Below are 13744 nucleotides of genomic sequence, written 5' to 3' on the forward strand. Positions count from 1 at the left end.
ATTCGTGATATATTCTAACATGGCAATTTTATAAGAGGAGGTGGCAGTAAATGGAAGAACAGAATAGGGATACAACGCAAACAACTGAGAAAGATGAGGAAAATATTACTGAAGTAATCGACAATACTGAACAAGATGGAGAGCAGCAAATGGGCTCTGATGAAAGCAAGATGGAAAGCCTAAAAGCAGAAGTAGACCAACTCAAACAGGAGAAAGATGAACTTCATCAGCGAGTGCTTCGAACACAAGCAGAATTTGATAACTTCAAAAAACGTTCGCAAAAAGAAAAAGAAGCAGAACGTAAATATAAAGCCGAAGACATCGTAAATGAATTACTTCCGGCAATTGACAATTTTGAGCGAGCATTACAGGCAGATGTAAATGATGCTAGTGAAGGATTTGTTGATGGTATATCGATGGTTTACCGACAATTAAAAGACGCATTAAAAGCACATGGTGTTGAAGAAATAGAATGTGTAGGCGAAACATTTGACCCAACTGTACATCATGCCGTTATGCAAGTAGAAGAAGAAGATACAGAATCTAATACAGTTACGGAAGAGTTGCAAAAAGGTTATATGTTAAAAGATAAAGTTATTCGACCAGCAATGGTTAAAGTAAATAAGTAAATGGATAAGTAGTGAAGGAGGAAGTTTATCATGAGTAAAATAATTGGAATTGATTTAGGTACAACAAATTCATGTGTATCAGTAATGGAAGGTGGAGAAGCGGTAGTTATTCCGAATCCGGAAGGTAACCGTACTACACCATCAGTAGTAGCATTTAAAAATGGCGAACGTCAAGTTGGGGAAGTAGCAAAACGTCAAGCAATTACAAACCCTAATACAATTCAATCAATTAAACGTCATATGGGTACAGATTATAAAGTGAAAATTGAAGATAAAGAGTATACACCACAGGAAGTTTCAGCAATTATCTTGCAGCACATCAAATCCTATGCAGAAGATTACTTAGGTGAAGAAGTAGAAAAAGCTGTTATCACTGTTCCTGCATACTTTAATGATGCAGAACGCCAAGCAACAAAAGATGCTGGTAAAATCGCTGGTTTGGAAGTTGAACGTATTATCAACGAACCTACAGCTGCAGCATTAGCATACGGAATTGACAAAGAAGATCAGGATCAAACAATTCTTGTATATGACTTAGGTGGAGGAACATTTGACGTGTCCATCCTAGATATTGGTGATGGTACTTTTGAAGTTGTTTCAACAGCTGGCGATAATCGCTTAGGCGGGGATGACTTTGACGAAGTTATCATTGACCACATGGTTAAAGAATTCAAAAAAGAGAATGGTATTGACCTTTCACAGGATAAAATGGCTAGACAACGCTTGAAAGATGCAGCAGAAAAAGCCAAAAAAGACTTATCAGGCGTATCACAAACTCAAATTTCACTTCCATTTATCACTGCAGGTGATGCTGGTCCATTGCATATGGAAATGAACTTGACTCGTGCTAAATTCGATGAACTGTCCTCTGATTTGGTTGAGCGTACAATGAAACCAACTCGTAAAGCATTGAAAGACGCTGATTTATCAGCTGGTAAGATTAATAAAGTAATTCTTGTTGGTGGGTCAACACGGATTCCAGCAGTACAGGATGCAATTAAGCGTGAAATTGGTAGTGAACCTTCTAAAGGTGTAAACCCTGATGAAGTTGTTGCACTAGGTGCTGCAATTCAAGGTGGCGTGCTTCAAGGTGATGTAAAAGATGTTGTATTGTTGGACGTTACACCTCTTTCACTTGGTATTGAAACAATGGGCTCAGTAACTACTAAGCTAATTGAGCGAAATACAACAATTCCAACAAGTGAGTCACAAGTATTCTCAACCGCTGCAGACAATCAAACAGCTGTAGATATTCATGTGCTTCAAGGTGAACGTGAAATGGCAGCAGATAATAAAACATTAGGACGTTTCCAATTAACAGATATTCCACCAGCACCAAGAGGTGTACCTCAAATCGAAGTGTCATTTGATATTGATGCTAATGGAATTGTAAATGTTCGTGCGAAAGACAAGGGAACAAACAAAGAGCAGTCCATTACAATTAAATCTTCTTCAGGTTTATCAGATGAAGAGGTTGAACAAATGGTTAAAGATGCAGAAGAGAATGCAGAGGAAGATAAGAAACGTCGTGAAGAAATAGAATTGCGTAATGAAGCAGAACAGCTTATCTTTACCACTGATAAAACAATTAAGGACCTTGGTGAAAAAGTATCTGACGAAGAAAAACAAAATGCTGAAGATGCTAAGGAAGAACTGCAAAAAGCAATTGATGCAGATGATATTGAACAAATAAAAGAAAAGAAAGAAACATTACAAGAACAAGTACAACAGCTTTCTGTTAAGTTATATGAACAAATGCAGCAAGATGCGGAAGCAGAACAGGGTCAGGAAGAAGGACAAGGTTCTGAAGATGTAGAAGATGCTGATTACAAAGAAGTTGACGACGAAGAAAATAACAAATAATTAAGCTGAATCAATTGATTAAAGTCAAAGTCAGGAGTCTCTTGGCTTTGACTTTTTACTCTTTTAATAGTTTATTTGCTATAAAGGAGTAATTGATGATAAGATAAAATTTATGCAATAGTGTCCGGGAGAGTGATTTACAAGTGAGTAAGCGAGATTATTATGAAATACTTGGAGTCGAAAAAGGTGCTTCAAAAGATGAAATAAAAAAGGCATATCGTAAAATGGCAAGACAGTACCATCCAGATGTGAATAGTGAAGAAGATTCTGCAGAAAAGTTTAAAGAAGCAAAAGAGGCATATGAAGTATTAAGTAATGACCAAAAACGTCAACAATATGATCAATTTGGTCATGCAGGCGCACAAGGCCAAGGATTTGGTGGCTTTGGAGGCGGAGCACAGGACTTCGGTGGCTTTGGTGATATTTTCGATATGTTCTTTGGCGGTGGCGGTCGCAGACGTGATCCAAATGCCCCGCAACAAGGTGCTGATTTACAGTATTCTATGATTTTAGAATTTGAAGAAGCTATCTTTGGTAAGGAAACAGATGTAAGTATACCAAAGGAAGAAGAGTGTGAAACGTGTGACGGATCAGGTGCTAAGCCTGGTACAAAGACAAAAACATGTTCACATTGTGAGGGATCGGGCCAATTAAATACGGAACAAAATACTCCATTTGGCCGTGTTGTTAACCGTCGTGTGTGTCATCATTGTAATGGTACAGGGAGGATTATTCCTGAAAAATGTAATACATGTGGCGGAACAGGGAAGGAAAGAAAGCAAGATAAAATCCATATCTCAATCCCTGCAGGAATTGATGAAGGACAGCAAATTCGTGTCTCTGGCAAAGGTGAAGCAGGTGTTAACGGTGGACCACCAGGGGATTTGTATGTTGTGATTCAGGTGAAATCACACGATTTCTTTGAGCGTGAAGGTGATCATATATTTTGTGAGTTACCTGTAACCTTCGTTCAAGCAGCACTTGGTGATGAAATAGAAGTACCAACCGTACATGGTAATGTTATGCTGAAAATAACTGCCGGAACACAAACAGGCAAAGTCTTTCGACTGAAGGGCAAAGGAGCCCCAAATGTTCGTGGAACTGGTCACGGTGATCAACATGTACAGGTACGAGTAATTACACCAAATAAATTAACAGATCGTCAAAAGGAACTGTTGCGTGAATTTAATGATATTAGTGGAAACGAAGCAACGGATGAACAAGAAAGTTCCTTTTTCCAACGGTTTAAGAACGCATTTAAAAGCTAGACTATTTCTAAATGATTGTTGAACTTTTTCTAAAAACTGCGACATAGTGAAAATTTTTTTAGACTTTTCTCTAGTTCTAAAGATGGTAGAGTGCTTCGACTCGTTCCGGCAGAATACTTAGCTTTCCATGGGCACGACCTCAGCCTCCTTGTGACGCTAAAAACGCTTCTTCCGGGGTCTTCCGAACGTGCTGTTCCCATAGGAGTCTACGTATTCTGCCTCCACCGATTAAGATTTTTGATTAGAGGCTGAAATGTTTCACATGGCTAAGAAGTCACTGTGAAGGCAAGTATTTTTCCACATTATGTCGCAGTTTATATCAACTTCGAATATTTTAAAGAAACAAAACTTATGAAAAGAGTCAAGAATTAAGAGCGGTGTTACAGCAACACCGCTTACATAAAAGATTTAACTTTTTAAAGAAATGAGTGGATTGATTTGAAATGGTCAGAAATATGCATTCATACGACTAATGAAGCTATTGAACCAATTTCTAATATTCTACATGAAACCGGATCCAGTGGTGTTGTTATTGAAGACCCGCTTGATTTGACTGCTGAACGTGATGATTTTTTTGGTGAGATATATGAATTAAATGTGGATGAATACCCAGAAGAGGGCGTCTATATAAAAGCATACTTACCAGTAAATAGTTTTTTGGGTGAAACAGTTAATGAAATTAAGCAGGCTATTAACAATTTAATGCTTTACGATATTAATTTAGGCAGAAACCAAATAACCTTAAGCGAAATACATGAAGAAGAATGGGCAACAGCATGGAAAAAATACTATAAACCAGTTAAAATCTCAAAAAAGATTACGATTATTCCAACTTGGGAAGACTATGAGGCTGTATCGAGTGATGAAGTGATTATCGAGCTTGATCCAGGTATGGCGTTTGGTACTGGAACACATCCAACAACAGTTTTAAGTATTCAAGGTATAGAACGGTATATAGAAGAAAATGATAATGTAATAGATGTGGGCTGTGGTTCTGGAGTATTAAGTATTGCTGCAGGCTTATTGGGCGCCAAGGAAGTTTATGCATTTGATTTGGATGAAATAGCAGTGAAGAGCACCAAATTGAATGCTAAGCTGAATAAGGTAGATAAAAAAATTGTCACGAAACAGAATAACCTTCTTGATCGTGTGAGTATGAAAGCAGATATGATTGTTTCCAATATTTTAGCTGAGATAATCGTCAGGTTTGTGGAGGATGCATGGCATAATCTGAAAACGAACGGTATATTTATTACATCCGGCATTATCCAAGCAAAGAAACAAATGGTGGTTGATAAATTGAACCAACAGGGTTTTCGAATTTTGGAAATAAATGAAATGGAAGATTGGGTTTCTATAATAGCTAGAAAGAATCAATAGAAAAGTGGTGCTTAGCTTGCAACGCTATTTTGTTCCTGAAACTAATTGGGGAAAAGATGAAGTTATTATTAATGCAGATGATGCACATCATATAAATCGAGTGATGAGATTACAGGCCGGAGACAAAATTATATGTAATCACCCAGATGGTATAGCAGCAATATGTGAAATCACTTCATCAGGTAATGATGGTGTCCAGTTGGTTATAATGGAATGGTTGGAAGAGTCGTCTGAACTACCAATTGAAGTTACAATCGCTCAAGGATTACCTAAAAGTGATAAGTTTGAATTGGTATTACAAAAAGGTACAGAACTTGGTGCAACTGCATTCACACCGATACAAGCAGAACGTTCTATAGTAGTTTGGGATGATAAAAAAGCCGAAAAGAAATTTAAACGATATTCAAAAATTGTCAAAGAAGCAAGTGAACAAAGTCACCGAACCAAAATACCACAAATTAATGATGTAACAACCATAGAAAAGTTAATTGAAGAAAGTTCTAATTATGATAAAAAATTGTTTGCATATGAAGAAGAAGCAAAAACTTCAGAATTTCAATCATTTGGAACGATAATAAGTGAAATGGATTCTGGGAATCGAGTGTTAGTTTGTATCGGCCCAGAAGGTGGTTTCTCAGAAAAAGAGGCAGATCAATTAAAGCAGCATGGTTTTACTTCCGTTCGGTTAGGCCCACGTATATTACGGACTGAAACTGCTTCTCTATATGTGTTAGCGAGTATTTCTTACCAATTTGAAGAATTGAGGTGCAGATAATGCCGACAGTAGCATTTCACACTTTAGGATGCAAAGTGAATCATTATGAGACTGAAGGAATTTGGAACATGTTTAAAGATAACGGTTATGAACGTGTCGATTTTAATCATCAGTCTGATGTATATGTAATAAATACATGTACAGTAACAAACACAGGGGATAAAAAAAGCAGACAAGTAATCAGAAGAGCTGTCCGCAAAAACCCTGAAGCAGTTATTTGTGTAACAGGCTGCTATGCCCAAACCTCTCCAGGTGAGATAATGGAGATACCGGGTGTTGACGTTATTGTCGGGACACAAAACAGAAAACAAATGATTAACTACATTGAAGAACACCAAAAAACACGCGAACCGATTAATGGTGTAACAAATATAATGAAAAACCGTGTATTTGAGGAGATGGATGTACCTGAATTTACTGATCGTACACGCGCTTCACTAAAAATTCAAGAAGGATGCAACAATTTCTGTACGTTCTGTATTATTCCTTGGTCAAGAGGATTGTTACGGTCCAGAGACCCTGGAAATGTAGTATCACAAGCTCAGAATTTAGTTGACGCAGGGTATAAGGAAATTGTTTTAACCGGTATCCATACTGCAGGATATGGGGAAGATATGAATGATTATAACTTTGCAAAACTACTTCATGAATTAGAAACGAATGTTGAGGGACTGAAACGGATTCGTATCTCATCTATCGAGGCAAGCCAAATTACAGATGAAGTAATCGATGTACTTGATAAATCAACTAAAATTGTACGCCATTTGCACATTCCATTGCAATCAGGGTCTGATACTGTATTAAATCGTATGCGGAGAAAGTATTCTAGCGCATTTTATAAACAGAAGGTAGACAAGATTCGAAATGCTCTACCTGGCTTGGCAATCACATCAGATGTAATCGTTGGCTTTCCGGGGGAAACGGATGAAGAGTTTATGGAAACTTACAACTTTATTAAAGATGTTGGCTATTCAGAACTGCACGTCTTTCCGTTTTCGAGACGGACGGGTACACCTGCGGCACGCATGAAAGATCAAGTTGATGAGGACGTAAAAAATGATCGTGTACATCAAATGATTGAACTTTCAAACCAATTAGCAAAAGAGTATGCTTCAGACTATGAAAATGAAGTGCTGGAAGTTATACCGGAAGAACGTGTATCTGAAGAAAATACAGACTATTTGGTTGGCTATACAGATAATTATTTAAAAGTGCGTTTCAAAGGTACACAGGATTTAATTGGAAAAATCGTTCGTATAAAGATAAATAAATCCGGCTATCCGTATAACGAAGGTACATTTGTCCGTGTTATGGAGAGTGCCACAAACTCAAATATTAAAGCCACTTCTTAAATCGAACACCCATGTTTTATAAATCATTATGCAAGATAAATAGGATTTAATTTAGTAGGTACAACCATATATGAAAGGAAGAGATACATGAATATGGATTTAGCAAAATATATTGATCACACCCAATTAAAGCCAGATACAAAAAAAGAGAAGATTGCCCAGATTGTAAAAGAAGCAAGTGAAAACGGTTTTGCTTCGGTTTGTGTTAATCCGTATTGGGTACCTTTTTGTTACGAGAATTTAAAGAATACTGAAGTTAAAGTGTGTACTGTTATTGGCTTCCCATTAGGAGCTACATCTACAGAAACAAAAGTGTTTGAAACAAAGCAAGCTATTAAAGATGGGGCAACAGAAGTGGATATGGTTATTAACGTTGGGGAATTAAAGTCGAACAATGATGAAGCAGTTAAAAATGATATTAAATCTGTAGTTGAAGCTGCAGAAGGGAATGCGCTAACAAAGGTTATTATTGAGACTTCATTGTTGACCGATGATGAAAAAGTACGAGCTTGCCAATTTGCTAAACAGGCTGGAGCAGATTTTGTGAAAACTTCCACAGGATTTTCTGGTGGTGGTGCATCTGCTCATGATATTAAGCTTATGCGTGAAGCAGTTGGAAGCGAAATGGGCGTTAAGGCGTCAGGCGGTATTCGTGATCTTGAATCCACAAAAGCCATGATCGATGCGGGTGCCACTAGGATTGGTGCTAGTGCAGGTGTTGATATAATTGCTGGAAATAAAGGGGCAGATAATTATTAGAAAACGTAGCATATCGATAAAGTTTTTTTTATGAAAGCGTATTTTGCTTTATTAGAACTCTATCTACTTTGTAGTACAGCTTAATGGTGCAAGCCTTAGTTTCACTTAGGCTGTAAGAAAGTATTTTATTTTTTTGTAAAAAAAGACATTTTTAAACAGCTATGAAGTTAATTGGGATATCTAATGTAATATCACTTATTCAGGTTAATTTTCAGTCTGCTTTTTTTTCATAGTAGATGGTGGCGCGGACTCGGCTGCCATGTTGGTTTCTTAACTGTTTATTATAAGTTTATATGTATATAAGTACTATTTTTAAGTTGACCTGTAAGTGGGGTTATATTATAATTGGCAGAGACATGAGATATTATCCATGTCTGTACATTTTTGTTTTTTGCTTCGGAGGGAGGGAAATTAGCATGTCAAATACAACTCGCATTCGTAAAAACGAGAACCTTGAGGATGCTCTTCGTCGCTTTAAGCGTAGTGTGTCAAAAAGTGGTACACTACAGGAATATCGTAAGCGTGAACACTATGAAAAGCCTAGCGTTAAACGCAAGAAGAAGTCTGAAGCTGCTAGAAAGCGTAAATTCTAAAGAGGGTGCAAGAGCATGACAATATTAGAACAGCTAAACCAAGATATGAAGCAAGCCATGAAAAAGAAGGATAAAGACACCCTTGGTGTTGTTCGAATGGTTAAAGCTTCACTACAAAATGAATCGATAAAACTTGGTAATAAAGAACTTTCTGAAGACGAAGAATTAACTGTTCTATCCAAAGAGTTAAAACAAAGGAAAGATTCCCTCCAAGAGTTTAAATCAGCTGGACGCGATGATCTTGTTAAAAAACTTGAAATTGAAATCAATATTTTACAAGAATATATGCCAGAACAGATATCAGAAGATGAGTTAGAGGCATTAGTTCAGTCTACGATTCAGGAAGTAAATGCAACTTCCAAAAAAGATATGGGGAAAGTTATGAGTGCAATCATGCCTAAAGTTAAGGGTCAGGCTGATGGTGCACAAATTAACAGGCTTGTTCAAAAAAATTTAAATTAATTAGTAATATAAAAGGCCTTGTCAGATTTGACGAGGCTTTTTCATTTAACTTTTTTAGAAATATACCATCTTTTGACCTAATTGTGATACTATTTAACTAATATGGCTGAAATGAAACCATTTACATTTATGAATCGTATGTAAAAATGAAGGTAAAATAGAAAGGGGGGGATGCTGTGTGCCTGTTAATAGACTTAAGCAATACATAATTTTAGTGCTTGTATTTTTTATATCAGCGTCACTGTTTAGCGCGATTTCAGTAATTAAAGCACAAAACAATGGTAGCGGAAAGGTAGTCTATGTTATTCCGATAGAAAATGAAGTGGAACGTGGACTTGAAGCCTTTCTTTCACGAACTACAAAAGAGGCGGAAGCAAAAGGTGCGGATCATATAATATTTGAAATCGATACACCTGGGGGAAGAGTGGATTCTGCAAGACAAATTGCAGAACTGCTACAGGATCTTGAGCTACCTACTACTTCCTTTGTTATTAATCAGGCATTGTCAGCAGGTTCTTATATTGCATTAAACACAGATAATATCTATATGAAACCACAAGCAAACATGGGAGCTAGTGGAGTGATTAATCAGGATGGAACTGCGGCAGATAAAAAGGCAGAATCCGCATGGCTAAGTGCAATGAAAAGTGCAGCTGAGTCAAAAGGAAGGGATAAGTTATATGCGGCTGCAATGGCAGATCCGAGTATAGATCTCCCGGAATATGGTGCTGAGAAAGGTAAGTATCTTACACTGGATCCTGACTCAGCTGTTAAGGTTGGTTATTCAAAAGCCACTGTTCAAGATCGGACAGAAATGTTGAACGACTTAGGGCTGAGCAATGCAACTATTATTGAGAAAGAACCCACAATATCTGAAAATATAGCTAGATTCATAACTAACCCGGTTGTAGTCCCTATATTATTGTCCATAGCAAGTCTTGGGTTGATTGTGGAGTTGTATTCACCTGGTTTTGGTATACCAGGTATAATGGGATTGCTATCGTTAATTTTGTTCTTCTATGGACATGTAGTTGCAGGTCTGGCAGGAATGGAAGCCATTATTTTATTAATCTTAGGCTTAGTATTGATAATTGCAGAGTTCTTTGTTCCTGGAGGAATTGCAGGATTGCTTGGTGTTGCTTCTGTAGTTGGTTCATTGATTATATCAGGACAGGATATTGGTCATATGTCAATGAGCATTGGTATTGCATTTATAGTAGCTATAATTGCTTCTATTATATTGTTTAAAACGATGGGAATGGAAAAAGGGTTTTTTCGCCATATTATATTAAAGGACCAGACATCAACAGAGCTTGGGTATGTTTCCACAGTAAATAGGTTGGAATTAATTGGGTTGGAAGGTGTAACGGTAACTCAGTTACGTCCATCAGGTACAGCTAAATTTGATGATGAACGCTTAGATGTTGTATCAGAAGGAGGGTTTATTCAGAGTAATAGGCCAGTAAAGGTGGTTAAGGTAGAAGGAGTTCGAGTGGTAGTTAGAGAAGTATAATATAAAAAGATTTATAGGAGGAATTTAAATGGAATTACAAGAACTTATGCCGGTAATAATAATTGCGGTAATATTAATTGTTGTTGCAGTATTATTTACATTTATTCCAGTAATGCTATGGATTAGTGCCTTAGCTGCTGGTGTTAAAGTAGGTATCTTCACACTTGTTGGTATGCGATTACGTCGGGTTGTACCTTCAAGAGTAATCAATCCGTTAATTAAGGCACATAAAGCAGGATTAGAATTAACTACAAATCAGCTGGAAAGTCATTACTTAGCAGGTGGTAATGTAGATAGAGTAGTAAACGCACTTATCGCTGCACATAGAGCAAATATTGAACTATCCTTCGAAAGAGGAGCAGCAATTGATTTAGCAGGTCGTGATGTACTAGAAGCTGTTCAAATGAGTGTTAATCCAAAGGTAATTGAAACGCCATTTATTGCAGGTATCGCGATGGATGGTATTGAAGTGAAAGCAAAAGCTCGTATTACGGTACGTGCAAATATTGACCGCCTTGTCGGTGGTGCTGGAGAAGAAACAGTAATTGCCCGTGTAGGTGAAGGCGTTGTAAGTACAATTGGTAGTTCAGAAGCACATACAAAAGTGCTGGAAAACCCTGATTCAATCTCACAAAATGTTCTAAGCAAAGGATTGGATGCAGGAACAGCATTTGAAATTTTATCAATTGATATTGCTGATGTTGATATCGGCAAGAATATCGGAGCTATTCTGCAAACAGATCAAGCTGAAGCGGATAAAAATATTGCTCAGGCTAAAGCGGAAGAAAGAAGAGCGATGGCTGTTGCACAAGAGCAGGAAATGGTTGCTCGAGTTGAAGAGATGCGTGCAAAAGTTGTTGAAGCAGAGGCGGATGTTCCACTTGCGCTTGCGGAAGCACTACGGTCCGGAAATCTTGGTGTAATGGATTATATGAACTATAAAAATATTGATGCTGATACAGATATGCGCGGTACAATTGGAAAATTGTCTGATAATGAAAAAGAAGACAATGACAATAAATAATGTATTAGAGGATACAGGAGGGTTATTATGGATGTCATTCTTATAATCCTTGCAATTATTGGGGGACTTGCAGGTTTTTTAAAAGATAAGTCTGATACTAATTCCAATAAACAAAAACGAACAGCTAGTTCACCTAGACCTTCACCGGCTCCTTTCGGTGGGGCCGGTGAAACAGTCAGTAATAATCAGCCACAAAGTACAGTAGCCAAAACGTCAATTGAAGAACAACAGCAAGAACAACGCGAACGCTTGGCTGACCGTATGAATACAGATACACAAAAAGCACTGGATGAACGTAAACATGATGCAATTATTACTGACAATAGTGAGAATAGGGAACCTGACAGAGAATTATCTGCTGAACAAAAAAGATTTAAAAGACGGATAAAAAATAACTTGAATCAAAAAGGTTTAGTAAACGGCGTTATTATGGCAGAGGTTTTAGGCTCTCCTAGAGCGACCAAGCCATATCAAAGTGTTGTAAAGCAACGAAGAAAATGACTAACTTAAATAAAGAACCACTATCTAATGAGCTATAGATGCTTATGCCGGTAGTGGTTCTTTTTTTTGTTCTTATCCTGTCGGTGATTTCATAAATATGTATGTGAGAGGGGGCCACATCAGTGAAGAAATGGCAACAACGAATTGGTCCATGGTTAATGAATCATCTTGCGCTTCCAACTGATGTCATGTTGGAGCTGCCGCGGATAACAATGATTGGTCAAATTCATGTTTATATTGAGAATCATAAAGGACTTATTGTTTACTCAGATACCGAATTGAAGCTTAAAACCAATAAGGGTTATATACAGATTTCAGGATCATCTTTTGTATTGAAAATGATGCTGCCTGAAGAAATATTACTGGAAGGATTGATAACTGAAGTCAAATTTATTCCAGATTAAAATATTAAGGAGGAGGACATGAAACATATTCAAGGTTCATTTATTACTGGATACATGACTATTTTAATCAAGGGAAGAAATCCAGAACTTTTCTTTCAATTTTGTATCGATCAAGGTATTACAGTTTGGAATATTAAAAAAGTATCCGAGAATGCATGTAAAGGTAACGTCAAATTAAGTGATATTGATATATTGAAGGATATTAAACGTCGGACAAGTTATAAACTAACTTTTATAAACAAAAGAGGTTTACCATTTTTATTTAAACAATATACTCGTAAAAAAGAAGTTATGGTTGGGTTGTTGTTAAGTATCATGCTTATATTCTTTCTATCTAATATAATTTGGGAAGTTAAGATAATAGGTGTACCAAAAGATATAGAGGAAAAAATAAGTGAACAACTGACTGAATACGGAATTCATCAGGGTGCATGGACTTTTACACTGGATCCACCTAGTGAAGTGCAACAACAATTAGTAAATGATGTACCTGAATTACTGTGGGTTGGAGTGCACCAAAAAGGGACATCCTATGTTCTTGAAGGTGTAGAAAAAACGATAGTAAAAGAAGAGGAAGTACAAGGTCCTCGAAATTTAGTAGCTACAAAAAAAGGCGTAATTCAAAAAATGTATGTATCTAAAGGACTCCCAAAAGTTCAAGTCAATGACTATGTTGAACCTGGACAGGTACTTGTTTCAGGAAAGCTTAATTTTGACGATAGCAAAGAGGACAAAAAATATGATTTAGTAGCTGCTGAAGGAGAAATAATTGCGAAGACATGGTATGAAACAGAAGTGACCATTCCGTTAGAAGCTAATCATGAACTATTGACAGGAAATCGTGAGAGTAAATATCATTTAAGTATCAATGAATTCGAGCTACCTGTATGGGGATTCAGTTCACCTGATTTTAATGATATTCATCGAGAAAGAAATGAAAGAGACCTTTATTTTTTGAAGTGGAAGCTTCCTGTTAAAATAATTGAAACTATTTTAAGTGAAAAAAGGTATAATAAAATAGAGAGAAGTAAAAATGAAGCGATTGATATTGGAATTCAACAAGCAAAAAACGAGTTACAGTTGCAACTGGGACCTGATGCGAGAATTGTTTCTGAAAAAGTTTTGCATGAAACAATTGAGAATGGTAAAGTAAAACTAATCTTATATATGGCTGTGGAAGAAAATATTGTAAAAGAGGAATCAATAGATCAAGGAGATTGA

General features: G+C 36.8%; 14 protein-coding genes. All 14 read left to right on the forward strand.

The window, feature by feature from the left end:
* Positions 1 to 50 precede the first annotated feature (50 nt).
* The 14 genes from grpE (at position 51) to yqfD (ending at position 13744) form a co-directional block, all read left to right on the forward strand.
* The gene (grpE, locus tag BLS02_RS08130) at positions 51 to 629 is read left to right on the forward strand and encodes a nucleotide exchange factor GrpE (protein ID WP_092492513.1); all 579 of its coding nucleotides are present in this window, start codon (positions 51 to 53) and stop codon (positions 627 to 629) included.
* Between the two features lie 30 nt (positions 630 to 659).
* Positions 660 to 2492: a molecular chaperone DnaK gene (dnaK, locus tag BLS02_RS08135; RefSeq protein WP_092492514.1), complete on the forward strand. Its 1833-nt coding sequence runs from the start codon at positions 660 to 662 to the stop codon at positions 2490 to 2492.
* Between the two features lie 143 nt (positions 2493 to 2635).
* Positions 2636 to 3760: a molecular chaperone DnaJ gene (gene dnaJ / locus BLS02_RS08140; RefSeq protein WP_092492515.1), complete on the forward strand. Its 1125-nt coding sequence runs from the start codon at positions 2636 to 2638 to the stop codon at positions 3758 to 3760.
* A 438-nt stretch (positions 3761 to 4198) separates the two neighbouring features.
* On the forward strand, positions 4199 to 5140 hold the full coding sequence (prmA, locus tag BLS02_RS08145; protein ID WP_092492516.1) for a 50S ribosomal protein L11 methyltransferase: 942 nt from the start codon (positions 4199 to 4201) through the stop codon (positions 5138 to 5140).
* 16 nt (positions 5141 to 5156) lie between these two features.
* A complete protein-coding gene (locus BLS02_RS08150) occupies positions 5157 to 5915 on the forward strand; it encodes a 16S rRNA (uracil(1498)-N(3))-methyltransferase (protein WP_092492517.1) in 759 nt (252 codons plus the stop codon).
* A complete protein-coding gene (mtaB, locus tag BLS02_RS08155) occupies positions 5915 to 7267 on the forward strand; it encodes a tRNA (N(6)-L-threonylcarbamoyladenosine(37)-C(2))-methylthiotransferase MtaB (RefSeq protein ID WP_092492518.1) in 1353 nt (450 codons plus the stop codon). Before BLS02_RS08150 ends, mtaB begins: the two co-directional genes overlap by 1 nt.
* 87 nt (positions 7268 to 7354) lie before the next feature.
* Positions 7355 to 8026: a deoxyribose-phosphate aldolase gene (deoC, locus tag BLS02_RS08160; RefSeq protein WP_175476745.1), complete on the forward strand. Its 672-nt coding sequence runs from the start codon at positions 7355 to 7357 to the stop codon at positions 8024 to 8026.
* 416 nt (positions 8027 to 8442) lie between these two features.
* Complete coding sequence (gene rpsU, locus BLS02_RS08165) at positions 8443 to 8619, forward strand: 30S ribosomal protein S21 (RefSeq protein ID WP_092492519.1); 177 nt, start codon at positions 8443 to 8445, stop codon at positions 8617 to 8619.
* Positions 8620 to 8634: 15 nt separating this feature from the next.
* Positions 8635 to 9081 carry a GatB/YqeY domain-containing protein gene (locus BLS02_RS08170; protein WP_092492520.1) on the forward strand — a complete coding sequence of 149 codons (447 nt, stop codon included), beginning with the start codon at positions 8635 to 8637 and terminating at the stop codon, positions 9079 to 9081.
* A gap of 178 nt (positions 9082 to 9259) precedes the next feature.
* Positions 9260 to 10594, forward strand: a complete 1335-nt coding sequence (locus tag BLS02_RS08175) for an NfeD family protein (protein WP_092492521.1) — start codon at positions 9260 to 9262, stop codon at positions 10592 to 10594.
* Between the two features lie 28 nt (positions 10595 to 10622).
* Positions 10623 to 11618, forward strand: a complete 996-nt coding sequence (floA, locus tag BLS02_RS08180) for a flotillin-like protein FloA (protein WP_092492522.1) — start codon at positions 10623 to 10625, stop codon at positions 11616 to 11618.
* 27 nt (positions 11619 to 11645) lie between these two features.
* Positions 11646 to 12119, forward strand: a complete 474-nt coding sequence (locus tag BLS02_RS08185) for a hypothetical protein (RefSeq protein ID WP_092492523.1) — start codon at positions 11646 to 11648, stop codon at positions 12117 to 12119.
* 122 nt (positions 12120 to 12241) lie between these two features.
* Positions 12242 to 12523 (forward strand): sporulation protein YqfC, encoded by a 282-nt coding sequence (gene yqfC / locus BLS02_RS08190; RefSeq protein WP_092492524.1) that lies wholly within the window; start codon positions 12242 to 12244, stop codon positions 12521 to 12523.
* An 18-nt stretch (positions 12524 to 12541) separates the two neighbouring features.
* Positions 12542 to 13744 (forward strand): sporulation protein YqfD, encoded by a 1203-nt coding sequence (yqfD, locus tag BLS02_RS08195; protein ID WP_092492525.1) that lies wholly within the window; start codon positions 12542 to 12544, stop codon positions 13742 to 13744.

Origin of the sequence: Virgibacillus salinus (genome assembly GCF_900102415.1) — a bacterium.
Taxonomy (GTDB): Bacteria; Bacillota; Bacilli; order Bacillales; family Amphibacillaceae; genus Lentibacillus; species Lentibacillus subterraneus.

Bases quoted from the DNA above. Each gene is read 5' to 3' on its own strand.
- floA (WP_092492522.1), top strand. From the start codon at position 10,623: ATGGAATTACAAGAACTTATGCCGGTAATAATAATTGCGGTAATATTA.
- yqfD (WP_092492525.1), top strand. From the start codon at position 12,542: ATGAAACATATTCAAGGTTCATTTATTACTGGATACATGACTATTTTA.
- BLS02_RS08185 (WP_092492523.1), top strand. From the start codon at position 11,646: ATGGATGTCATTCTTATAATCCTTGCAATTATTGGGGGACTTGCAGGT.
- deoC (WP_175476745.1), top strand. From the start codon at position 7,355: ATGAATATGGATTTAGCAAAATATATTGATCACACCCAATTAAAGCCA.
- grpE (WP_092492513.1), top strand. From the start codon at position 51: ATGGAAGAACAGAATAGGGATACAACGCAAACAACTGAGAAAGATGAG.
- dnaK (WP_092492514.1), top strand. From the start codon at position 660: ATGAGTAAAATAATTGGAATTGATTTAGGTACAACAAATTCATGTGTA.
- mtaB (WP_092492518.1), top strand. From the start codon at position 5,915: ATGCCGACAGTAGCATTTCACACTTTAGGATGCAAAGTGAATCATTAT.
- BLS02_RS08170 (WP_092492520.1), top strand. From the start codon at position 8,635: ATGACAATATTAGAACAGCTAAACCAAGATATGAAGCAAGCCATGAAA.
- rpsU (WP_092492519.1), top strand. From the start codon at position 8,443: ATGTCAAATACAACTCGCATTCGTAAAAACGAGAACCTTGAGGATGCT.